Raw genomic sequence first — 22,746 nt, 5'->3', positions numbered from 1 at the left:
CCGGGGAGCCACTCGCGAAATCAGTTGTCCGGTACCGATCGAGCTGGGCTTCGCGCGCCCATCGCGGCCGCCGCGATGGTCACGAGCGCGCCGAGCATGAGCGCGGCCGGTTCGCCCGGTTTCAGCACGTGCAGCTGGGTGCCGACCGTGACCGCCGCGACCGGGACGCCGATCTGCGCGGCGGCGATGGCGCCCAGCGGAACCGGCTGACCCAGGAACCGCATGAGCGTGTGCGCGAGCACCGCGCCCACGCCGAGTGCCAGGCCCAGCAGGATCAGATACGGGTGGTCGCCGAACTCGCGCAGGTTGAGCCGCGCGCCCAGCCAGACGAAGAACAGCGGCGCGAGGAAGCCGTCGCTGATGGCGAAGAGCTGCCTGGCGACTCGGCGCGGCTCCCCGATGGCGGCCACCACCAGGCCGAGCGCGAAGCCCGCCAGCATGATCGAGACGTGGCTGCGGGTGGCCAGCGCGCCGAGCGCGAACAGCAGGGCGAGGCTGACCCGCAGCTCGAGCGCGAACTGCCGATCCTCGGAGATCTTGTGCAAGCGGTGACGGATGCCCGAATCCTCGAGCCAGCGCAGGAGGTAGTACGCGATCACCGCCGCCCCGGCCACCAGCAACGCACCGAGCGCGGCCCGGCTCGCGTTGTGCGGATCGATCACCAGCGGCAGCGCCACCACGGCGGCCGCGTCGGCGATGGCGACCTGAGCGGTCAACTCCAGCACCGGTTTTCCGCCCAGCCCCTGGGAATCGATGATGGGCAGCACGATGGCCGCCGAGGACGAGGCCAGCAGCACCGCGTAGAGCAACCCGTGCCCGGTGTCGAACCAGGCCGCGATGCCCTGCCCGGCGATCACCGCCAGCACGCCCACCACCGCCGCGCGTAGCACGCCGCGACCGAGCGCCGAGCGGATGGACGCGTCCCGCACCGGCACATGGGTGCCGGCCACGAACATGACCACTGCGAAGCCGGCGTCGGCGAGGAAGGTGAAGGTCGGGTCCTCGGGATGCAGCAGGCCGAAGCCGGTGGTGCCGAAGACGATTCCGGCCAGCAGCTCACCCAGGATGGTTGGCAGGTGCCAGGACTGCCGCCAGGCCAGCCAGGGGCCGGCCAGGCCGAGCACGGTGACGAGGGTGAGGGTCTGGAAGGTCACGGCGTCTCGGCATTCACGCGGTCACGGCAGGGAAGCGCTCGTCCGGCTCGTTCTTCCACGTCACCGTGATCTCGGGGTCCGCCATGGGGTCATCATTCCCGTGAGACCGACCGGTCGCCTATGGACACGCAGATTTGGCCCTGATTGACCGTTTTGCCCGGCTGTCAGGCTGCGGGACCGACCTCCCACTCCACACAGATGACCTGCCGATCCACCTGCGCGGCAGCCAGTTCCCGCACCGGACCCGGCTCGGCCGCACCCGGCGCCGGGGTCAGCAGCACGGTGAAATCCGCCGGATCCGCCGCCGTCAGCTCCAGCAGATTCGCCGCCGCCTCCAGCCGGTTCTCCCCCGACGCGTGCACCACGCCCCGGATCGCCGACCCGCACTCGCGAATGTCCTGCAGCGCGGTCGCCAGATCCGTGCGATCGGCGCAATCGCAGCGCACCACCACGATCCGATCCTCCATGCCCGCCAGCCCGGGCGGCAGCGCCCGCGGCGTGCGGGTCAGCACCACCACGTCCCGAGCCCCCGCGGTCAGCAGCCACCGGACCGCGACCTCCCCCTGCGACCCCAGCCCGCCCGCGACCACATACGTGCCCTCCGGCCGGATCTCCACCGCCGGAAACGCAGGTTCCGCCGGAGACTCCGCGGTCCACTGCCGCCGGTACTCGGAACCCGGTCTCCGCCACTGCCGTTGGGGCGGTGCGGCCGTATGCGGGCCCGCCGCGGTCCAGTCCACCCGCCGCCCGTCCAAATAGAGCCGCGCGATGGTGCGCAGGAAGCTCCCCGCCTCGTCGTCGCGGGTCAGCACCACCTGCGCGCCCTCCCGGAGGGCAGCGCACTCGCGGACCGCGGGCGTCAGCACGGCACCGGCGCCGATTTCGAGAACCGTCGAAATACCATCGGCGGCAGCGGAATCCAGCGCCGCGGTGAGCTCGACCGCACTCGAGACATTGGCGGCCCAGTAGTCGCGGTCCGTCGTTCCGGAGTCGTGTTCCACCGGCCCGGCGGTTCCGTCCGATGGCCGCAGGACCAGACCGCGCCGGGTCGTCGAGTAGAGCGGTCGCCACGGCGCGCCCGGCGCGAGATCGGCCAGTTCGCAGCGCAATTCGGCGGCACGCGCGCGGACCATCGGGAGGTGCGCGGGCTCGGGCAGAGCATCGTCGGGCAGGCGCTGGGCGAAGATCGCGCGCCGATGCGCCCGTCGGATCAGCGCGTCGACATAGCGCGGCTCCCCGCACACGGTGATGGCAGGCCCCGCCACGGCGGCCACCGCCACCTCCGCGCGCATGGGTTCGACCAGCCGGGTCACCTCGGCGGCCGTCGCCTCCAGCACGGCCGCCGCCCCGGCCCCGTCCGCCCGCCTCAGCAGCAGCGCTCGCGCAACCACCACGCGCGCACCGTCTTCCAGCGAGAGCGCACCGCTGACGACCGCGGCGGCCACTTCACCGGCCCCGTGGCCGGCCGCCCCCTCCGCGCGAATACCCCAGAATTCGAGCAGTTCGGCCAGTGCCAGCTGGAACGCGAACAGCGCCGCGTGTCTGAATACGACATCACCCCGGCCGTGATCGACCGAACCGGTTCCGCCGCCGTGGTATTCGGATCCACCACCGCTGCCGAATCCGTGCCGGGGCGTCCACACCCGTGGCCCGCCGGCGGCGGCGATGGCGTCCACCGCCGCGGTCAAGGCCGCGGCGAAGACCGGGTACCGGGCCGCGAGTGCGCGTCCCATGCGCGAGTGGCCGCCGGTCCCGGGAAACAGGAAGAGCAGGCCGCCGCCGGAGCCGGGCTGGGCGGGGCCGAAGGTTTCGGTGGTCGCCGCCGCGGGGGCGGGGGCGGCGAGCATGCCCGGTGGCCGGGCCGCCGGCGTGGTCGTGGCGATGCGGCGGGCCAGGGCGCGCAGCTGGGTCGCGGCCTCGGTGGTGTCGCGGGCCAGGACGGCCGCGCGGGTGTGTTCGGGCACGAGTCGTGCGGTGGCGGCGGCGAATTCGCGCAGGGAGCGGTACGAGCCGACAGCCACGGCCCAGCGCAGGGCCAGGTCGTGGATGGTGGCCGGATCGCGGCCGGTGATGGGGAGCAGGATGGGCGGTTCGTCGCCGCGGTCGAGGGCGGCGTCGGAGCGGGCCGGGTCGTCGAGCGCGATGTGCGGGTCGAGGCCGCCGGCCTCCGGGAAGCCGAGTCCGGGGCCGCCGATGTCGGCGTAGCGACGGGTGCGGGTGCGTTCGGCGTCGGCGGTGCGCTGGAGGATCAGGACGGTGCAGACTCCGGAGCCGGTGCGCGGTCCGGGAATGTGAAGGTCCGAAATGTCAGGTAGCAGTGCGAGATCCACGCCACCGGCGACGACGAAGGGGACCGACTCGTCCGCCAGCAGGCGCACGCCCATGTCCACGGCCACCAGCGGTGAGGCGCGCTGGCTGTCCACGGTCAGGCTGGGCCCGCGCAGATCCAGGGCCCTCGACAGATGGTGGGCGCTGTTGGTGCCGCCGGCCGCCCCGAACACGACGGCAGCATGGGAGGCCGGCGCCAGGCAGCCCAGCCCGGAATCGTCGAGCGCCTCCACGGCCACTTCGAGATTCGCGCGCTGGCGCGGGGTGAGCCCGGCCGCCTCGAGGCGATCCATGCCGAACCACCCGTGATCGAAGTCCGGACCCGTGGCCCGGCAGCCGACACCCACGATCGACACCCGGGGGAAGGGCGTGGGATCGTTCGATGCTCTCGTACTGTGCCGCACAGGAATGCCCTCCCGTGTCCGCGCGCCGTCGGGCCGTCGAGGTACCACCGGCGATTCTGCCAAGAATTCGCCGCTGCCAGAAGAGCTTTCGCGCAGGGGTATCCGTCACCTGGCGATGTGCAGGTCGGAGTTCGCCGACCGCAACGCGCATGCCCACCCGCCCGGCCTGTGGAACGGGTGCTCATCGCGTCCCGTGGTTACGAGGCGGTGCGCGTCGGGAAGGGATGATCGAAATCCTCGGCGGCGGCGTGCGCACTGAAGAACCGCAATGCTAGGTTCACGGCGTCCTGCTCGGTGTGCACGCCCGAGATGGCCATGGCCCGGCGCAGCGCGTCATCGTCGAGATAGATTCGAGTGATTGCCATTTCAGGCACCTCCGCCGCATCCGTCGTGTACTGAAAAGCATGACGCATCCAACGGTCGGTGATAGCCGGAATGACTAGAGCCCTTGGCATGAAAACCAAGGGCTCCTGTCGTAATTGTCTGGGTAGTACCGGCTTTCGCCGGTACTACCCGATCATGCCCGCGAGCCGCTGCTGGATCAGCGCCTCGGCCTCGGTGACCATCCGGGCCACCAGCTCACCGCAGGTCGGGATGTCGTCGATGAGGCCCTGCACCTGACCCGCCGACCAGATGCCGGCGTCCAGGTCGCCGTCCTCGAACACCCGGCGACCGCGGGCGCCCGCGACCAGATCCTTGACGTCCTCGAACTTGCCGCCCGCCTTCTCGATCTCGACGACCTTGCGGCTGATCTCGTTGTCCGCCACCCGCGCGGTGTTGTGCATGGTGCGGAAGATGAGCTGCGTCGCGCGCTCGGAGTTGGCGACGATCTGCTCCTTGACCGTCTGGTGGATCGCCGACTCCCGGGTGCACATGAAGCGGGTGCCCATGTTCACGCCGTCCGCGCCCAGCGCCAGCGCCGCGACCAGGCCGCGGGCGTCGGCGATACCGCCGGAGGCGATGACCGGGATGTCGAGGGCCTTGGTGGCGGCCGGAATCAGGATCAGGCCGGGCACGTCGTCCTCGCCCGGGTGGCCCGCGCATTCGAAGCCGTCGATGGACACGCCGTCCACGCCGATCTTCTGGGCCTTGAGCGCGTGCCGGACGCTGGTGCACTTGTGCAGCACCTTGATCCCGGCTTCCTTGTAGTACGGCAGGAAGGGCTCCGGGTTGGACCCGGCGGTCTCCACGATCTTCACGCCGGAGTCGATGATCGCCTGCGCGTACTCCTGATACGGCGGCGGGTTGATCGACGGCAGGATGGTGACGTTCACGCCGAAGGGCTTGTCGGTGAGCTCGCGCGCGCGGTCGATCTCGCGGCGCAGATCGTCGGGGGTGGGCTGGGTGAGCGCGGTGATGATGCCGAGCCCGCCCGCCTCGGAGACGGCGGCGGCCAGCTCGGCTCGGCCGACCCACATCATGCCGCCCTGCACGATGGGGTGCTCGACCCCGAAGGTCTCGGTGAATCTGGTCTTCAGTGCCATGGGCGCTGTCCTCTCCCTGCCTCTCGCAACTGCCCCGATACTCGCATAGTTGCATATGGGGCGACAACCCTGATGTGAGTCAGAGTTTGCACCCGACCAGGGCTGTGGCCGGTGGTCCGGGTGTCAGTCGCTCGTTGATACGGGTGTCTACGTCCTCCTTATACGTGCTCTGAACTGCTGAATGAAGCCGTGAGAACTTCTCAGTGAAACCTTCTCTGTAACCCTTGTCACGTCAGAAAGTTAAGCGGTATTCTCACGGTCGATCAGCGTGAAAGGACTCCGCATGACCTTCCAGCCGCTAGACGAGCCGATCCGGTCGCGTCGCAACCACTGGGTGAACCAGGTCGCGACCCACGCGGCCATGCGGCCCGCCCACGTCGCCTTCAGGTTCAAGGGCGTGGACACCACCTGGAAGCAGTTGCATGAGCGGTCGGAGCAATTCGCCGACGCGCTGTCCCGCCGAGGGGTCGGGTTCGGCGATCGTGTGCTCATCCTGGCGCTGAACTACACCGAGTACATCGAGGCGGTCATCGGCATCAATGCCCTGGGCGCCATCGCGGTGCCGGTGAACTTCCGGCTCACCCCGCCCGAGGTCGCCTACATCGTGGCCGACTCCGGCGCCAAGGCCATCGTCACCGATTCGGTGCTGCAGCCGCTGGCGGTGGGCGTGGCCGGGCAGGCGCCGCAGCTCGAGACCGTGGTCGTCATCAACGGGCAGACCGGCGACGGCGTCATCGGATTCGAGGACTTCCTGGCCGAGGCGGGGGAACCGCATGCGCCGCTGGACATTCCGGAGGACTCCCCCTGCCTGATCATGTACACGTCGGGCACCACCGGCACCCCCAAGGGCGCGGTGCTCACCTTCGCGAACATGAACGCCCAGGGCCTCACCTGCATCCGGGCCACCGAGGTCACCGACGACACCATCGGCTTCTGCACCTCGCCGCTGTTCCACATCGCCGGACTGGGTAGTCTCACACCGTTTTTCATGCTCGGCTGCAAGACCGTGCTGCACCCGCTGGGCGCGTTCGACGCCACCGAGTTCCTGGACGCCGTCGAGGCCGAGCAGGCCACCTCCGCCTTCTGCGTTCCGGCGCAGTGGCAGCTCATCTGCGAGGAGCCCACGGTCAAGCAGCGCAAGCTGGCGTTGCGGGTGCTGAGCTGGGGCGCGGCCCCGGCCTCGGATTCGGTGCTGCGCGCCATGGCCGACTGCTTCCCCGAGGCGATCAATGTGGCGGTCTTCGGGCAGACCGAGATGTCGCCCATCACCTGCGTGCTCGAGGGCAAGGACGCGCTGCGCAAGATCGGCTCGGTCGGACTGCCCATCCCCACCATCCAGGCCCGCGTGGTCGACGACGAGATGAACGACGTCGCCCCCGGCGAGGTCGGCGAGATCGTCTATCGGGGACCGACTCTCATGCAGGGCTACTGGAACAAGCCCGAGGCCACCGCGGAGGCCTTCCACGGCGGCTGGTTCCACTCCGGCGACCTGGTCCGCCAGGACGAGGAGGGCTTCATCTACGTGGTCGACCGCAAGAAGGACATGATCATCTCGGGCGGCGAGAACATCTACTGCGCCGAGATCGAGAACGTGCTCTTCGCGCACCCCAAGATCCACGAGGCCGCCGTCGTCGGCCGCGCCCACGAGAAGTGGGGCGAGGTGCCGGTCGCGGTCGTCGCGCTCATGGAGGGTGTCGACGACCTGACCCTCGAGGAGCTGGAGCCGTTCCTGAACGAATCCCTGGCCCGCTACAAGCACCCCAAGCACCTGGTGGTGGTGCCCGCGCTGCCCCGCAATGCCAGCGGCAAGGTCGTGAAGGTCGAACTGCGCAACGCGTATTCGGCGTAACCCCGGTTCTCTCTCGCGCCCGTTGCCACCGCAACGGGCGCGAGTGCTAGGAGTGGCCGATGCTCAGATCATGTCCCTGGCGGTGAGCCAGCGCATGATCGGCCAGCCGCAGAACACCGGCAGCCAGCAGGTCAGCACGCGGTAGAGCAGGACGGCGGGGACGGCGATCCCCGCCGAGACGCCGAACGCGGCCAGACCACCGATGAGGGCGGCCTCCACGGCGCCGACGCCGCCGGGGGTGGGGGCGGCCGAGGCCAGGGTGCCGCCGATCATGGTGACGATGGTGACGGTCACGAAAGTCGTACTGCCGCCGAAGGCTTCGATGCTCGCCCACAGCGCCAGCGCCATGCCCAGCGTGGTGGTGGCGGAGCCGCCCACGATCATGGCCAGCCGGCCCGGCCGCCGGGCCAGATCCTTCAGCTGGGCCAGCACGTCCGCCAGCTGCGGCCGCACCTCGTTGAGCAGCCATTTGCGGACCTTGGGGACGAACATGGTCGCGCCGAGCAGGCCCAGCAGGGCGCCCGCCACCAGGTACAGCACGGTGGCGTTGGGCACGAAATGCGACAGGTTCGTGGAGGTTCCGGCCAGTGCGCCGAAGATCAGCAGCAGGATCACGTGGGTCACCACCTGCACCGTCTGCTGCAGGGCGACCGTGGCGGTGGCCCGCACCGCACCCAGCCCACCCTTCTGCAGGAACCGCACGCTCAGCGCCAGACCGCCCACGCCGGCGGGAGTGGTGGTCGCGGCGAAGGTATTGGCGATCTGCATGAGCAGCAGGTTGCGGAACCCGACCGCCTCGGAGGCGCACGCCCACAGCGCCATTGCCGCGCCCACATAGGTCAGGGCGGACACGGTCAGCCCCAGCAGCGCCCAGCCCCAGTTCAGGTTGCGCAGTTCCGAGGCGAAGGTCGGGACCGCGCTGATGTACGGATAGGCCACGTACACCAGGCCGATGAGCAGCACCAGCTGGATGATCTGGTTGCGCGAGAAGCGGGTGATCTGCGCGGCCTCGATCTTGTCCTGCCCGGTCTGGGCGGCCACCTCGGCGCGGATGTCCTTCATCACCTCGCCCGCGTCCGGCACGGCCTTGCGGACGTGATTGGGCACCGCGGTCTTGGTGAGCCGGGCCGAGGCGTCCAGCACCGCCTGCTTGTCCAGCACCTCGAGCGCGGTGCGCACCGCCGGGCCCACCCCGAACAGGCCCGCGGAGGACAGCAGCAGCTGGGCCACGTCGGAGTCGAAACGCGCCTGGTAGGCGCCGAATTCGGACTGCACGAACCCGCCGAACAGCACGGTGCCGTCGTCGAGGACCCGGATCTCCTCGGCGCGCAGCTCGCCGTGCGAGATCTGGGCCTGGTGCATGCTGTGCAGCGCCTGCCACACCCGGGTCAGCGTCGGCTCCCCGTTGGCGGCGGCCAGTGGCCGGCCCTGGGGCACGGTGTGCGCGTACACCATCCAGCCGCGGTCCAGGGCCGCGACCGTGAGCGGCTTGTTGCTGGCCAGGCCCAGATCGGCGATGGCGAAACCCATCAGCGCCCGATGCTCGACCGCGCGCCGCATGGACGCGAAGGGCGCCGGGTACTCGCCGCTGCGAATGGTCAGCCAGCGCCTGAGCTGCTGCAGCATGCCGCGGCTGCGCTGGTTCGCGCCGTACATCTCGATGATCAATTCATTGTCCGGCGAGCGGGATTCACCGGATTCCCGCGCGGTCTCGGCGCCCGCGGGCGTGTCGTCGGGCGACGCGCCCAGCTCCGGCTGCGGCACCGTACTCGCCGAAAGCACCAGTGGCCCACGGGCGGCCGGGCGCAGCACCTTGAAGGCGGTCACCCGGAAGCCGCGCTGGGCCAGCACCCGCACCGCCGCCTCCAGCGGCACTTCCAGCGCCGGCGTGCCGACCACCAGCACGATGACCGCGCCCACCAGCCAGCCCACCACCAGGCCCAGCGCGGCCCGGGCGGGCACCACCAGCGACACGAACAGGTGGATGGGCACGAACGCCAGCAGCAGCGTCCACCACCACCGCCGCGCTCGCGCGGGCAGCCACGGGCTGGCCACGGTGAGCGTCGCGGCCAGCATGGCGATCCAGCGCGGATCGTCGAGGAACTGCGACAGAAAGGTATTGACCTGCCCGGGTTCCGACAGATGCCAGCGCGGCGCGGAGAAGCCGGTGCCGGTGATGGAGAACAGGCCCAGTGCGATCAGGCCCGCGGAGATGAAGCCCGCCAGCAGTTTCCACTGCCGGCGCAGCACCAGCCGCACCAGGATGGCGAAGGGCAGGCCGAGAATGGCGATGCCGTAGACGATGTAGACCAGGTTGGACTGTTCCGGTGTCAGGAACCCCACGATGCCGGAGACCGATCGCTCCAGCGCCTCCCACTGCGGCCTGGTGATCAGCGATCCGGCGATGACGATAACCACCGACAACGCGGACAGCACAACGCGCAGAATGTCGGTGGTCCGGCGGATCCGCGGCTGCAGCAGGCTGCCGGAGACGGGAATCTCCCGCCCGTCGACTCGCATGTCCTATTCGCGCTTTCGGATCGTGGGAACGGCTGTGGTCCCATGGTCGGCTCGGTGTGAGTATGCGGCAGGCGACGGCATCACCGACCACCCAACACGCCGTAACCGTAACAGTGTCTGATTCACCCCTCCGCTCCGCTCCGCGACCGCCTCCACCTCCCTGCGGCCTGCCGGTGATTCCGGCTCGATGCGAGTCTTTGATCGATCGTGACCGGCCGTGCGAGGATCTGGCCGTGGCGCTCGATCTCCGTGTCTGTTTCGTCGGTGAGTCCTTCGTCGCCGGAGTCGGTGATCAGAAATGCCTGGGCTGGGCGGGCCGGCTCGCGGCCCGGGCCACGGCGGCCGGACAACCGCTGACCTACTACAACCTCGGGATCCGCCGGGAGAACAGCACGGAGCTATGCGCGCGCTGGGAGGCCGAGTGCACGCCGCGGCTGCCCGCGGGCGCGGACTGCCGGGTGGTGATCTCCACCGGCGTCAACGACACCCAGCTCGAGGACGGCCGTCCTCGCGTCGATCCCGGTGAGTCGCTGCGCAATCTGGCCGACATGCTGCGCCGGGCGCGGGAAAAGGGCTGGCGGGCAATGGTGGTCGCGCCGCCGCCGAATGTGGACGACGAGCACAATGCCCGGCTGCTGGTGCTGGACGGCGGCTACGCCGGCCTGTGCGAGGAAGCCAAGGTGCCCTACCTGCGGGCGCATCAGCCGTTGCGCGAGAACCAGATCTGGATGCGCGACATCGCCGCCGGCGACGGCTTCCATCCCGGCGCGCCCGGCTACGACGAGTTCGCCGCCCTGCTCGCGCCGCACTGGCTGCTCTGGCTGGCCGATCCGGGCTCGGAACTGCCGGTGGTGCGCTGACCTCCGAATCCCGCCTTCCAAGCCATGGGGTATGCCTACTGGTTGCCCTCTTCCTAACCTGGTGGCATGGATATCGATACGCGACTGCTGCGTTACTTCCTGGCAGTCGCGGACGCGGAGCACCTGCCGCGGGCGGCGCAGCGACTACATGTCGCGCAGCCAGCGCTGGCGACCCAGATCAAACAGCTGGAACAGCAGCTGGGTGTGGAGCTGTTCATTCGTTCCCGCGCGGGCTGGACACTGACCGCCGCCGGCAAGGTGCTCGCCGAGCAGGTGCCGGCGCTGCTGGCGTCCTGGGACCGGATTCTGCGCGACACCAAGAGCGATGCCAGCCGCGCCTCCCGGGTGCTGCGGCTGGGCTGCGTGAACAGTGCTGCCGACAGCCACATTCCGGAGATCATCCGGGTCTTCCACCGCCTGCACCCGGACTGGCAGGTCGATCTGCACCAGGGCGGCTGGACCGACCCGACCGCCGGGCTGGACGAGGGCGATGTCGATGTCGCCCTGCTGCGCCTGCCTTTTCCGGGCCAGGACGAGTACCACCTGCGGGAGCTGTTCGCCGAGCCGCGCTGGATCGCGCTGGCCGAGGACCATCCGCTGGCCCAGCGTTCGGACATCGCCTTCCGGGAGCTGTGGGACGAGCCGTATGTGGCCTCGCCCGCGGAAACCGGTTGGTGGCGCGACTATTGGATGGGCCTGGACTCCCGGCCCGCCGACACCGCCATCATCGGGGCCATCGCCCGCAATACCGAGGAATGGTTGCGCGCCATCGCCAATGGCTTCGGCGTGAGCTTCACCCCCGCCTCCACCGCACGCACCGAATATCCGGGCGTGGTGTTCCGGCCCGTGCACGGCATCGGACCCTCCCGCGTGGCGGTGGTGTGGCCGGACGCCTCCGAGACCGATCCGGTCCTGCGGTACTTCATCCGCTGCTGCTCGGACATCATGGGCCAGCAGGGCGCGGACGGCCGCCGCACCTCCTAGCCCTGTCGGACATTTCTGCCCCGTCGCGCCTCCCGGTCCCATTCCGCCGCCGGTCGGACATGATTGGAGGCATGAGCGACCAGCACGAGCACTGGCAGCGCACCTACCGCACGCATCCGGAGATGTACGGTGACGAGCCGTCGGAGGCCGCGGTCTACGCGGCCCGGCTGTTCCGCGAGCGCGGGGCCCGTGACGTGCTGGAGCTGGGCGCGGGTCACGGCCGGGACGCACTCTTCCTAACGCGCCAGGGTTTTCGGGTGACGGCCACCGATTTCAGTGCCGTCGCGCTGGCGCAGCTGCGGGCGCGGGCGGACGCCGAGGGCGCCGGCGGCCGGGTCCGCACCCTGGAACACGATGTCCGCCAGCCGATTCCGCTGCCCTACCGCAGCGTGGACGCGGTGTACGCGCACATGCTGCTGTGCATGAACCTCAGCACCCAGGAGATCCGCGACCTGGTCACCGAGATCCGCCGGGTGCTCAAACCCGGCGGCGCCTTCGTCTACACCGTCCGCACCACCGACGACGCCCACTTCGGCAGCGGCAAGGCCCTCGGTGACGACATCTACGAGCACGGCGGGTTCGCGGTGCACTTCTTCTCCGCGGAACTCGTCGAGGCCCTCGCCGCCGGCTGGGAGCTGCGCGAACGCCAGTCCTTCGAGGAGGGTGAGCTGCCGCGCCGCCTGTGGCGGGTCACCCAGCTGCTGCCGGTCCGCTGATCGCGGCCACGATCTCGTCGCGGAGCGGGCGCGGGGCGCCGGACAGCAGGGCGGGCAGATCGCTCCCGGTGGCGTGCAGGAAGCCGGCCTTCAGGTTGGAGAACAGCGATACCGTGTGCCCGATGCGATACGGCTCGAGGCCGCCGCCGAGCAGACTGTCACGCAGCTCGGTGAGCGGCACATCCCGGTATTCGACCGGGCGGCCGAGGGATTCGCTCAGCACCCCGGCGATCTCCGCGCCGCTGACCGAGGCCACCCCCTCCAGCTCGTAGGTGCGGCCGGCGTGCGGGCCGGCCGTTCCGGCGCGCAGGTCGCGCTCGACCTCGGCGGCCACCCGTACCGCGACCTCGGCCAGATCCTCGCGCGCGACTCCCGAGAAGCGGCCGGTGCCGAACGGCGCGGCGAAAACGCCGGTGGCGGCGGCGGATTCGGCCGCACCGGCGGCCAGCCCCACCGGCAGCTCGCTGTAGAACCCGTTGCGCAGCACCGTCACCGCGAAAGGCGCTGCGGCCAGCTGCTTCTCGGTCCACAGGTGCGGGAGGGCGATGGTGGTGTGCAGGGCCGACGCCGAGATGCCGGTGTAGATCACGTGCCGCACGCCGGCGGCGGCAGCGGCCGCCACGACCGCGCCGTGGCGGGCCGTCACCACATCGTCCTCGGCGTATCCGGCGGAGATGAACACCAGCGTGTCCACACCGTCGAAGCCCGCGGTGAGGGAGGCGGGATCGTCGAAGTCGATGCGCCGGGTGGTGCCGTCCGGAAGCCGGGCGGCGTCACGAGAGCTGGTGCCCGCCACCACCTCCAGATCCGGCTGCGCCCGCAGGCCCGCCAGCACCAGTCCGCCCAGAGCGCCGGAAACGCCGGTCACGAGAATCATTGCGCTACTCCTTGCGTTGAGAAGGTCGTGGACCACGACCTGACCGAGCATCCGACGACCGCCCCGACCTGGGAAGAAGGCACTTCGCTGTCAGTCACGAACACCGCTGTTACCGAACAGGTCACGGCGTCCGTCCCCACCGGGCCGTGTGGCGATGACAACTGCGGCATCCGCGACACCCTGGACCGGATCGGCGACAAATGGACCGTGCAGGTGCTGGTCGAACTGCGCAAGGGCGTGCGCCGGTTCGGCGAGCTCCAGCGCGCCGTGCCCGGCATCTCGCAGCGCATGCTCACGCTCACCACGAAGCGGCTGCTGCGCGACGGGTTCCTGGAGCGCACTGCCTACCCGACCATTCCGCCCCAGGTGGAGTACCGGCTCACCGAGATGGGTGAGAGCCTCGCCGAGGTCGCGTTCTATCTGGCCGACTGGTCCCGCGCGCACATGGACGCGGTGGCCGCGGCCCGCGCCCGCTGGGACGCGGAACACGGCGAACTGGACTGAACCCGGGTCAGCCCTGTTCGAGGACGGCCATGGCGGCATTGTGGCCGCCGATGCCGCTGACGCCGCCGCCGCGGACCGCGCCCGCGCCGCAGATCAGGACATTGCGGTGCCCGGTGGCGACGCCCCAGCGCGCGGCGGGGGTGTCGCCGGCGTCGTCGGCGCGGTAGGGAAAGGACAGGTCCGTGTGGAAGATGTGGCCGCCGGGCATGCCGATCTCACGTTCGAGTTCGACGGGGGTGCGGGCCTCCAGGCACGGGTTGCCCTCGCCGTCGAGAGCGAGGCAGTCGCGGATGGGTTCGGCCAGGACCGAATCCAATTGCGCCAGTGTGGCGTCCACCAGGCGGTGCTTAGCGCCACGCGGATCGTCGGCGAAAAGCCGTGCGGGCGTGTGCAGTCCGAACAGGGTGAGGGTGTGGAAGCCGCGGGCGTTCAGGTCGGGCGCGAGGATGGTGGGGTCGGTCAGGGTGTGGCAGTAGATCTCCGACGGCGGGGCCGAGGGTGGTTCGCCGGCCGCCGCTTCCCGGTAGGCGCGCTCGAGCTGCTCGGCGGATTCGGCGATGTGGAAGGTCCCGGCGAAGGCGGTGCTCGGATCCACTTGCGGGTCACGGAGTTTCGGCAGTCGACGCAACAGCATGTTGATCTTCAGCTGTGCGCCCTCAGGTTTCTCGGCCGACTCGCCCAGCAGGCCCGCCAGCACGTGGGGCGCGGCGTTCACCAGCACGTGCCGCGCGCTCACCAGATGCCCGTGATCACCGTGCAGGAAGTGCACTTCGGCGGTGTCGCCGTCGGTTTCGATGCTGGTGACGGTGCATCCGGTGCGCAGCTCGGCCCCGGCGTTGCGGGCCGCGGCCGCGAGTGCGTCGGTGAGCGCGCCCATGCCGCCGACGGGGACGTTCCAGTCGCCGGTGCCGCCGCCGATCACGTGATAGAGGAAGCAGCGGTTCTGCCGCAATGTCGGATCGTGAGCGTGGGTGAAGGTGCCGATGAGCGCGTCGGTGAGCACCACGCCGCGCACGGTGTCGTCGGCGAAGGCGGACTCCACCGATTCACCCAGGGGCCGTTCGAAAATCGCCTCCCAGGCGGCGGAATCGTCCACCGTGCGCTGTAATTCGGCGCGGGTGGGCAGCGGCTGGGTCAGGGTCGGGAAGACCCGCTCGGCCAGCCGGCCGGTCATGGCGTAGAAGCGCTGCCACGCTTCGTAATCCCGCTCCGAGCCGGTGACCTGCGCGAAGCTGGCACGGGTGACGGCCTCGGAACCGTTGTCCACCAGCAGTCCGCTGTTGCCGATCGGCGTATACGAGGAAATGCGCCGCCTGCGGGTCTCGAAACTCAGATCGAGGTCCCGCACGATGCGCTCGGGCAGCAGGCTCACCAGGTACGAGTAGCGCGACAGCCGCGCGTCGAAGCCCGGGAACACCCGCTCGGACACGGCCGCGCCACCGGTGTGGGCCTGGCGTTCGAGCACCAGCACCGAACGCCCGGCCCGGGCCAGGTAGGCGGCGGCCACCAGGCCGTTGTGGCCGCCGCCCACCACGATCACGTCGTATCCCGCTCGCGTCATGCGCCCATCGCATCACACTCGGGGCGAGACGAGCCGCTAGCGGCCGCTCATGTCGAGTGCCGCCAGGTGGCTGAAGAGCACCGACGCGCCGATCGGATTGCCGCCGCCCGGGTAGACCGTGCCGCTGACCGCGGCCATGGTGTTGCCCGCGGCGTACAGGCCCGGAATCGGCTCGCCGTCGGTATTCAGCACGCGTGCCGCGGTGTCGGTGCGCAGTCCGCCCTTGGTGCCGAGATCGGAGATGCCGAAGGCGGCCGCGTGGAACGGGCCCTTCACGATCGGGGCGAGCGGCGGTTCGCCATTGGAGAAGGCGCGGTCGTAGGCCTCGTCGCCGCGGCCGAAGTCGGGGTCCACGCCCTGGGCCACGAATTCGTTGAAGCGGGCCACGGTCGCCACCAGCGCCTCGGCGGGAACGCCGATCTCGGCGGCCAGGCCCTCGAGGGTGTCGGCGGTCTTCCACAGACCGGCCTCGACGTAGCGTTCCGCGTCGAGCATCGGCACATTGCTGGCCTTGATGGGCGGCACGACGCCCTCGGCGTCGTCGTAGACCATCCAGAAGGGCAATGTCGCGGAGCCGTCGTTCAGGTGCTCGATGATGTCGCGGCCGAGCCGGTCGTAGGGGGCGGACTCGTTGACGAAACGCTCACCGGCCTGATTGACGAAGATGCCGCCGGTGAACCACAGCGCGAACGCCGCCCGCCCGTCCGGGTGCACCAGGCCCGGCGACCACCACGCCTGATCCATCAGGTCGGTGTCCGCGCCGACCGCGATGCCCGCCTCATGCGCCTTGCCCTGATTTCCCCACGGCCCCATGGTGTCCCGGGCTACGCCCGGCACACCGTAGCGCTGCCGCAGCTCGTCGTTGCCCTCGAAACCGCCGGCGGCGAGCAGCACGCCCTTGCGGGCCCGGATCGCCACCCGCTGCCCGTCTCGTTCGACGATCGCGCCGACCACCGCGCCGTGCTCGGCCACCAGCTCGACCAGCGGGGTGTTCAGAGACAGCGAGACATTCGGGTACTTGGACAGCCCCAGCAGGAACCGGCCGACGAGGGCGCGCCCGCCGATCAGATAGTCCGGTTGCGGCTCGCCGTACCGGTCGGTGCCCAGCGGCCCGCGCACCGACTCGCTCAGATCGCCCAGCTTCGCGGCCCGCAACGGCGCGGGAATGATGTGCCGCTTACCGTCCAGCCGCGCCTTCGGCGCCTTGCCGAAGTAGTCCGGCCACGGGAACATCTGGAACTCGAAAGCCTCGTCCTGCTCCAGGTATTCGATGACCTTTGCGCCATTGCGGATGTAGGTCTCCTGCATGTCGGCCGGGGTGCGATCGCCGACCACCGACCGGAAGTAGGTGAGCGCGTCCTCGAGGGTGTCGTCCACGCCCGCGCGCTGCAGCACCGGATTGCACGGGAACCACACCCCGCCGCCACCCGAGAACGAGGTGGTCCCGCCGAACTTGTCGGTGGCTTCGACCACCGCCACCGTCAGCCCCTCGCGGGCCGCCGTATAGGCTCCGGCCAGGCCGCCGCCCGACCCTGCCACCAGGACATCGACTTCTTCGTTCCAGTCCGTCACCGTTACTCCCTGATTCACGCGGTCTCTCCGCGACGGTATGCGCCGGGCGCGGCGCGCGCATCAGGTATCCCGATGGCTGGAAAGCCGGTCGATCGTTTCCAGCCGGTCAGGACGATCTTGCCGCGCACCCGGCCGGTCTCGCCGAGTCGGTGCGCCTCGACCACCTCGGCCGGCGACATCACCCGCTCGATCTCGCCGCGCGGCCGGCCGGCCACCACCAGATCCGCCACCGCGCGCAGGTCCGCGCCGGACGGGGCGAACCGGAGCCGGTGATAGCGGGGATCATCCAGTGGTTCCTCGCCCTGCGCGTCGATCATCCGGCCGTGCGGTGTGAGCACCCGCAGCGACCGGGCCGCGTAGCCGCCGCCGACCAGGTCGAACGCGATATCGACGTCGCGGACGGCCGTGGTGAAATCGGTTGCCGTGTAATCGATCAGCTCGTCAGCGCCGAGGCCACGCAGGAAGTCGTGATTGGCCGCGCGGGCGGTGCCGATCACGTACGCGCCGCGCGCCTTGGCGATCTGTACCGCCAGATGACCGACCCCGCCGGCGGCCGTGTGCACCAGAACACGTTGTGCCGGTTGCACATCCGTGAGCGCCTGCCACGCGGTGAGGGCCGCAGTCGGCAGCGCGGCGGCGTGGGTGTGGTCGAGCCGGGCAGGCTTGCGGGTCAGGAATTGTGCGGGGGCCACCACGTATTCGGCGTACGCGCCGGACCGGACGAGCACATTCCCGAAAACCTCGTCGCCGGGCCGGAATTCGGGCGCATGCCATGGGGCAGTGGGCGCTGCTGCAGCACGCCTAGGAAATCACCTCCGCCCGAATCGAATTCGACGAACGGGCAGCGCGGGAGCCGGAGCCGGTCCAGCCCTGACGGCCGCTCAGACCCGGACGGCCAGCATGGCGGCGTGCGGGGTGTACTCGTCCGGGCGGGCCTCCCGGAACAGTGTGGCGGTAACCCGGAAGCCTTTGGCGGACAACGCCTCCGCGAAAGTATCCGGGGCCCACCGGTAGGCGGGGGCGACCTTGTGCGCATAGTCGTACACGCCCGTCGGCTGGTCGGCGGCCTGGAAGCCGAACACGGCGTGCCCGCCGGGCCGCACCACCCGCGCGAACTCGGTCAGCACCTCCGGAACCCGCTGCGGCGGAATGTGAATGATCGAGTACCAGGACACCAGACCCGCCAAGGCCGCGTCGTCGTAGCGGAGTCGCTCCATGGGACCGACCTCGAACGGAATGCCGGGGCACTCCGCCCGGGCCAGCCGGATCATCTCCGGCGACAGATCGACCCCGGACATCTCCAGGCCGGCCGCCGCCAGATACCCGGTGACCCGGCCCGGCCCGCAACCGATGTCGGCGACGGGACCGTTCCCGTTCTCCCGCACCGCTTCCGCGAAGCCCTCCAGCAGCACCCGATCGAACGGATTGGCATGCAACTGCCGGTGGAACAGCGTGGCGTACAGTTCCGCCACCTCGTCGTAGGCGGCCCGGGTGACGCGCATGTCCTCGCTGTCGATCATGGTCCGACTCTAGGCGTCCGGTGCGACAGCCGGTGCGCCGATCGCACCCGTCGACGGCGCCCGCACCGGCAGATACTCGCCGTTCAGCAGCACCCGCAAACGGGCCTGCGGCGGCATCAGGGTGCGCAGCGGCAGCACCGCCAGCCGCGCCAGCCGCCGCAGATCGCGGGGCAGGGCGGGCAACGGAAGATCGATGTGCCACAGCGGATATCGGTGATCGGGATGCTGCCAGCCGTCGCGCAGCATGAACCTCAGCACGCGCGGGGACAGATCGCGGGCGGTGGCGCTGGCCAGTTCCAGCCGCAGCAGCCCGTGATCGCGGTCCACTCGGGCGCGATGCGGCTCCCCGGCGTCCAGGGTGAGCTGGCCGGACTCGGTGAGATCGGCGATGTGGGCGGCCAATTCCTCGTAGCACTGCGCCCATTCGCGATCGTGGGCGCGGAAGGCGGCGCGCTGCTGCTCGATGATGAGGCGGCGGCCGCGCTCCCCCGGCCGCATCAGGTACAGCTCCACCGTATCCGGCTCGGTGACCAGCCCCACGGTGAGGCGGTCATCGGGCCAGGCCGGTCCGTGCGCCTGACCCAGCACCAGGTGGCGGGGCCCGCCGAACTCGGCGCGGAAGCCGTCCAGGGCGCGGGCCGCGGCGGCGGTGCGCTGCTCCCGGACCTCGGCGGGCAGGCCCTCGTCGTAGAGGAAGGATTCGATGCTGTCACTGAGGGTCACGCAGATCGCCTCGAGCCGGTCGCCGTCGAAGCAGAAGCGGGCGCGCGGATCGTCCACGTGTAGCTCGGTGTCCGCCCACACCGTGCGCTCGCCGGTCCCGCTGTCGTGCACCGGTTTCCAGCCCAGCGCGGCCGCGAAACCGTCGAGGTCGGCGCGGGTCCAGGTCCAGTCGAAGGCGCGTGCGGCGCGCGCGATCTCGACACCGGCGGGCACGTCCACCCGCAGCGGCCCGGCATCGAAATCGGAGACGGCGTGCCGGCGCAGGAATTCGGCGCGCTGCGTCCGGGAGGTCGGATGCGGCGGGATGTCCAGCGGCGTCACGTCCAGATCGTCGCCGCCCTCCACCCAGGCGTCGGCGACCAGCTCGGTGGGCGCGGCGACGCCGATCGTGCGCAAGGACTCGGTGGTGCGCAATGCCAGCCCGCTCATGGCCACGGCGCCCGCGCGCCGGGACAGGGTCCGCGTCCAGTTGGCCTCGCGCGGCGGCGTCCAGCCGTGCTCGATCAGTCGCTGCTCGGTCTCCGGGCCGTAATACCAGGTGGGATCGATGAATTCGCTGCGGGCCAGCTCGCCGGTCAGCTGTTCCGGCCCGGCCTCGAACTGCACGAAACGGCCGCCCGGCGCGGTGATCAGCAGGCGGGCGTCCAGCGGCAGCGTCTCCAGGAAGCCTGCCAGGTTCTCGGCGAAGCGGATCCAGGCGCCCGCGGCGGCGCGGCGGCGGGCGGTCTGGTGCCGGCGTTCCATCCAGTAGCGCTGCTCGGTCGGGTTCACCAGCAGCAGGTCGATGGTGTCCACGCCGATGGTGAGGCCCGCGAACACATTCGGGAACCGCCACGCCATGCCCTCCGACGGGCCCGCGGACGGACTCTCCGGATCGCCCCAGCGCTCGGTGAACACGGCCGCCGCGCGGGCCAGGGCCGCCTCCAGCAATTCCCGGCTGCCGGACTCGGCGGGGGCCGGGCAGTCTGAGATGGTCACGCGCACATGGTCGAGGCCGCGATCGCTGCCCCAGAACATGGCCGAGTCCCACCACACCGACAGGCCGGTACGGGAGAAGACCGGGCCGCTGCGCAGCGTTCCCACCGGCTGCGGACTACTCCATCCGACCAGCCGGGCGAATTCGGACACATTGCCGGAGCCCCAACGCCAGCCGAACCCCGCTGCCGCTCGGACGATCTCGACCGCACCCGCGGTATCGACACGCACCTCGAAACCCACCCAGCGACACTAACCCCGGCCCGGCTGTGCCGGGAGCCTTCGGGTTCGCGATTAGTCTGTAAGCGGCCGGTGCTTCCCGTATGGGGCGGACAATCCACGGGAAGCCCGGCCACGGTCATGGTCGGCGGCGAATATGTCAGTGCGCCATCGGAAAACGTGAACTTCCCGCGTCGCCCGCCGGAATGATCGGCAACACCACCGCCGACGGGTGGTCCTGGTCGTGATAGATCGTCTGGGTCGCGACCTGCGTATTCGCGTTCTGCCCGAACGGGTCGCCGGTATTCGGATTCGGTGCGAACTGCGGGAAATCACTGCTCGACACCTCGACCCGGATCGACGATCCGGCCGGCACCAGATAGCTGGCCGGCCACACGTCGATCGTGAACCGATAGGGCTGACCGGGCACGATCGGCGTCGGATGATCGAGCGAATCACGGAACGCCGCGCGCACGATGCCATTGTTGAGGTTGACCGTCGACCCGTCCGGGGCCACCGCCACCAGCTTCGCGGTGAAATCGGTGTCGGTCGCGGTCGAGGACGCCCACAGCGTCACCCGAATCGGGCCCGTGAGCTCGGTATCGGCGGACACCGGCGCGGTCGTATAGGTCAGCACATCCGAACGCTGCTCCACCACGAACTGATCCACCGGTCCCTGCGGACCCGTCGACGCGCCGCAACAGGAATGCCCGCCCGCACTGGGCACCGGATTCAGCGGGTCGTAGTCATAGCGATCCGGCTGCTGCGCGTCCTTCGGGGCATCGGTGGTGAGCAGACCGGCCCGGCCCTGAATCCCGTTGCCGCCATTGCCCGACAGGTAGTAGGTGGTCCACCGGGTGTTCGGCAGCGGCCAGGCCGAGGCCGACTTCCACTTGTTCGCCCCCATCAGGAAATAGTCGACCACCGGCTGCCCGGACACCTTGTTGTCCGCGCCCTTCAGGAAATGGTCGTACCAGGCCAGCATGAGGTCGTTGATCGGACTGTCCCCGGCCGTGCCGCTCGCCGCCAGCATCGGCGTCTCCACCCTGCTGCCCGGACGACCCCAGCCGATGTGATCCCACGGACCCAGCACCAGCCGCTGCCCCGCCCGCGCCTCCGGCGTACCGCCGCCCGCGACCATGCCGGCGAAATTCTGCACGCCGCCCGCGAGAAACGCGTCGTACCAGCCCTCCACATCCAGCACCGGAACCCGCACGCTCGCGTACCGATCGCGAATGCTCCACCGCTTCCAATAGTCGTCGCGGGTGGAATGCGAGATCCAGTCGTAGAACCACGGCGCGACCGCCGGATCACCCGGGTGCAGCGGCGGAAACTGCTGGTACGGACGGAAACCCAGCCAGCGCGTGTAGTCCGCGCCATCGGCCCCCAGCTGTTTCGCGGTCGCGGTGTCACCGCGATTGCGGGCCGCGCTCGCGCCAATGGTCCCCATAGCCCACGGCTCCACGAACGCCAGCCGGAACGCGCCGCCCTCATAGGTCCAGCCGTCGTAATAGTCCGACGCGGTATTGGCGGGAACGATCGTCGTCAGATGCGGCGGCGCGCCGACGGCCGCGAGCCATTGCGTCGCACCGACATACGACGACCCGTACATCCCGACCTTGCCATCGGCTCCCGGCAGGGTGGCTGCCCACTCCACCGAGTCGTAGCCGTCGGCGATGTCATTGCCGAACTCGGTGAACGTGCCGCCCGACTGGCCCTGCCCCCGAATGTCCTGCACCACAACCAGATAGCAGTGTGACGCGAACCAATCCGGGGTCTGATAGCGGAACGGCTGGATCTGCGCGGCGGCCTTCCCGTACTGCGTCCGCATCAGGATGACCGGCACCGGATCCGCCGACTTCGGCCGGTACACATCGGCTTTCAGCACCACCCCGTCCCGCATGGTCGCGGGCACATTCTCCTGCTTGTCGACCGCGCACGACCCGCGCCCCGCCGCCGGCGGCCAGCTCGCCGCGCCCGGCGGCGCCGAACCGTCCCCACCACCCCCGCAGCCCGCGGCCACCAGGGCGACGGCCCCGGCCACCGCCCCCACCCGGGCGAGACGACCGCGTCCTCTCCCACAACGGCTCATCGATCGACGGTAACCCCGCCCTCGCGCCAACTCACCGACAATCGGGCAAAGCAGCCTCATCCCACCGCGCGAGCTCGGCGGCCAGCAGCGCCCGCGCCCGGGTGATGGCCAGCAGCGAACGATCCAGCTCCGCGATCCGATCCGCCAGCCGCATTCGCGCCCGCTCACACCCGCCCAGCTGCCCATCCGGCGCGAAGCACGGCAGCAGCGCCGCGACCGCGGACAGATCGAGCCCGACCGCGAGCAGCACCCGAATCCGGCGCACCCGTTCGACACTCGACTCCGGGAAGTCCCGATAGCCGTTGGACCGCCGACAGGCCTCCAGCAGGCCGCTGCGGTCATAGTGCCGCAGGGCGCGGGCGCTCACCCCACTTCGCTGCGACAGCTCGCTGATCAGCATCGAT

18 protein-coding genes are annotated in these 22,746 nt (G+C 70.2%); 5 read left to right on the top strand and 13 right to left on the bottom strand.

The window, feature by feature from the left end:
- Positions 1-20: 20 nt before the first annotated feature.
- The 4 genes from ON33_RS30120 to ON33_RS30110 form a co-directional block, all read right to left on the bottom strand.
- Positions 21-1,154, bottom strand: coding sequence for a cation:proton antiporter (locus tag ON33_RS30120; protein ID WP_040862481.1), 1,134 nt, complete (start codon positions 1,152-1,154; stop codon positions 21-23).
- Between the two features lie 164 nt (positions 1,155-1,318).
- A complete protein-coding gene (locus ON33_RS30115; protein WP_157184786.1) occupies positions 1,319-3,775 on the bottom strand; it encodes an acyltransferase domain-containing protein in 2,457 nt (818 codons plus the stop codon).
- 308 nt (positions 3,776-4,083) lie between these two features.
- Positions 4,084-4,251: a type II toxin-antitoxin system VapB family antitoxin gene (locus tag ON33_RS41770; RefSeq protein ID WP_174391587.1), complete on the bottom strand. Its 168-nt coding sequence runs from the start codon at positions 4,249-4,251 to the stop codon at positions 4,084-4,086.
- Positions 4,252-4,395: 144 nt separating this feature from the next.
- Entirely contained in the window at positions 4,396-5,370 is a 975-nt protein-coding gene (locus tag ON33_RS30110; RefSeq protein ID WP_174391586.1) for an NAD(P)H-dependent flavin oxidoreductase, read from the bottom strand.
- A 283-nt stretch (positions 5,371-5,653) separates the two neighbouring features.
- Here ON33_RS30110 and fadD5 point away from each other — a divergent pair, with 283 nt between their 5' ends.
- A complete protein-coding gene (fadD5, locus tag ON33_RS30105) occupies positions 5,654-7,219 on the top strand; it encodes a fatty-acid--CoA ligase FadD5 (RefSeq protein ID WP_040862479.1) in 1,566 nt (521 codons plus the stop codon).
- Positions 7,220-7,282: 63 nt separating this feature from the next.
- Here the strand turns inward: fadD5 and ON33_RS30100 are convergent, their stop codons facing one another.
- Positions 7,283-9,739 carry a lysylphosphatidylglycerol synthase transmembrane domain-containing protein gene (locus ON33_RS30100; RefSeq protein ID WP_040862478.1) on the bottom strand — a complete coding sequence of 819 codons (2,457 nt, stop codon included), beginning with the start codon at positions 9,737-9,739 and terminating at the stop codon, positions 7,283-7,285.
- Positions 9,740-9,972: 233 nt separating this feature from the next.
- Here ON33_RS30100 and ON33_RS30095 point away from each other — a divergent pair, with 233 nt between their 5' ends.
- The 3 genes from ON33_RS30095 (at position 9,973) to ON33_RS30085 (ending at position 12,299) form a co-directional block, all read left to right on the top strand.
- Positions 9,973-10,599 (top strand): GDSL-type esterase/lipase family protein, encoded by a 627-nt coding sequence (locus ON33_RS30095; protein WP_040862637.1) that lies wholly within the window; start codon positions 9,973-9,975, stop codon positions 10,597-10,599.
- 66 nt (positions 10,600-10,665) lie between these two features.
- Positions 10,666-11,583, top strand: coding sequence for a LysR family transcriptional regulator (locus ON33_RS30090; RefSeq protein WP_040862477.1), 918 nt, complete (start codon positions 10,666-10,668; stop codon positions 11,581-11,583).
- Between the two features lie 71 nt (positions 11,584-11,654).
- Positions 11,655-12,299: a class I SAM-dependent methyltransferase gene (locus tag ON33_RS30085; protein WP_040862476.1), complete on the top strand. Its 645-nt coding sequence runs from the start codon at positions 11,655-11,657 to the stop codon at positions 12,297-12,299.
- Here the strand turns inward: ON33_RS30085 and ON33_RS30080 are convergent.
- A complete protein-coding gene (locus ON33_RS30080; protein WP_040862475.1) occupies positions 12,274-13,176 on the bottom strand; it encodes an NmrA family NAD(P)-binding protein in 903 nt (300 codons plus the stop codon). The two genes, ON33_RS30085 and ON33_RS30080, sit on opposite strands and share 26 nt — an antisense overlap.
- Positions 13,177-13,203: 27 nt before the next feature.
- Between ON33_RS30080 and ON33_RS30075 the strand changes: the two genes are divergently transcribed.
- The gene (locus ON33_RS30075) at positions 13,204-13,680 is read left to right on the top strand and encodes a winged helix-turn-helix transcriptional regulator (protein WP_245550838.1); all 477 of its coding nucleotides are present in this window, start codon (positions 13,204-13,206) and stop codon (positions 13,678-13,680) included.
- A 7-nt stretch (positions 13,681-13,687) separates the two neighbouring features.
- Here ON33_RS30075 and ON33_RS30070 read toward each other — a convergent pair whose 3' ends face one another.
- From ON33_RS30070 to ON33_RS30040, 7 genes are all read right to left on the bottom strand, one after another.
- Positions 13,688-15,241, bottom strand: a complete 1,554-nt coding sequence (locus ON33_RS30070) for a phytoene desaturase family protein (protein WP_040862474.1) — start codon at positions 15,239-15,241, stop codon at positions 13,688-13,690.
- A 36-nt stretch (positions 15,242-15,277) separates the two neighbouring features.
- Entirely contained in the window at positions 15,278-16,813 is a 1,536-nt protein-coding gene (locus tag ON33_RS30065; RefSeq protein WP_040862473.1) for an FAD-binding protein, read from the bottom strand.
- 14 nt (positions 16,814-16,827) lie between these two features.
- Positions 16,828-17,541, bottom strand: coding sequence for an NADP-dependent oxidoreductase (locus ON33_RS30060; RefSeq protein WP_051153067.1), 714 nt, complete (start codon positions 17,539-17,541; stop codon positions 16,828-16,830).
- Positions 17,542-17,694: 153 nt separating this feature from the next.
- Positions 17,695-18,333: a class I SAM-dependent DNA methyltransferase gene (locus tag ON33_RS30055; protein ID WP_040862472.1), complete on the bottom strand. Its 639-nt coding sequence runs from the start codon at positions 18,331-18,333 to the stop codon at positions 17,695-17,697.
- A gap of 9 nt (positions 18,334-18,342) precedes the next feature.
- Positions 18,343-20,274, bottom strand: coding sequence for a DUF6301 family protein (locus ON33_RS30050; RefSeq protein ID WP_040862471.1), 1,932 nt, complete (start codon positions 20,272-20,274; stop codon positions 18,343-18,345).
- 136 nt (positions 20,275-20,410) lie between these two features.
- Positions 20,411-22,342, bottom strand: coding sequence for a CocE/NonD family hydrolase (locus ON33_RS30045; protein ID WP_083869393.1), 1,932 nt, complete (start codon positions 22,340-22,342; stop codon positions 20,411-20,413).
- A gap of 31 nt (positions 22,343-22,373) precedes the next feature.
- A complete protein-coding gene (locus ON33_RS30040) occupies positions 22,374-22,742 on the bottom strand; it encodes a MerR family transcriptional regulator (RefSeq protein WP_040862469.1) in 369 nt (122 codons plus the stop codon).
- Positions 22,743-22,746: the final 4 nt, after the last annotated feature.

The organism is Nocardia niigatensis NBRC 100131, from assembly GCF_000308655.1.
GTDB classification, from domain to species: Bacteria; Actinomycetota; Actinomycetes; order Mycobacteriales; family Mycobacteriaceae; genus Nocardia; species Nocardia niigatensis.
This window is presented reverse-complemented; position numbering and strand designations above follow the sequence as displayed.

Bases quoted from the DNA above. Each gene is read 5' to 3' on its own strand.
- ON33_RS30115 (WP_157184786.1), bottom strand. From the start codon at position 3,775: ATGGATCGCCTCGAGGCGGCCGGGCTCACCCCGCGCCAGCGCGCGAAT.
- ON33_RS30090 (WP_040862477.1), top strand. From the start codon at position 10,666: ATGGATATCGATACGCGACTGCTGCGTTACTTCCTGGCAGTCGCGGAC.
- fadD5 (WP_040862479.1), top strand. From the start codon at position 5,654: ATGACCTTCCAGCCGCTAGACGAGCCGATCCGGTCGCGTCGCAACCAC.
- ON33_RS30080 (WP_040862475.1), bottom strand. From the start codon at position 13,176: ATGATTCTCGTGACCGGCGTTTCCGGCGCTCTGGGCGGACTGGTGCTG.
- ON33_RS30045 (WP_083869393.1), bottom strand. From the start codon at position 22,342: ATGAGCCGTTGTGGGAGAGGACGCGGTCGTCTCGCCCGGGTGGGGGCG.
- ON33_RS41770 (WP_174391587.1), bottom strand. From the start codon at position 4,251: ATGGCAATCACTCGAATCTATCTCGACGATGACGCGCTGCGCCGGGCC.
- ON33_RS30055 (WP_040862472.1), bottom strand. From the start codon at position 18,333: ATGATCGACAGCGAGGACATGCGCGTCACCCGGGCCGCCTACGACGAG.
- ON33_RS30070 (WP_040862474.1), bottom strand. From the start codon at position 15,241: ATGACGCGAGCGGGATACGACGTGATCGTGGTGGGCGGCGGCCACAAC.
- ON33_RS30040 (WP_040862469.1), bottom strand. From the start codon at position 22,742: ATGCTGATCAGCGAGCTGTCGCAGCGAAGTGGGGTGAGCGCCCGCGCC.
- ON33_RS30110 (WP_174391586.1), bottom strand. From the start codon at position 5,370: ATGGCACTGAAGACCAGATTCACCGAGACCTTCGGGGTCGAGCACCCC.
- ON33_RS30100 (WP_040862478.1), bottom strand. From the start codon at position 9,739: ATGCGAGTCGACGGGCGGGAGATTCCCGTCTCCGGCAGCCTGCTGCAG.
- ON33_RS30085 (WP_040862476.1), top strand. From the start codon at position 11,655: ATGAGCGACCAGCACGAGCACTGGCAGCGCACCTACCGCACGCATCCG.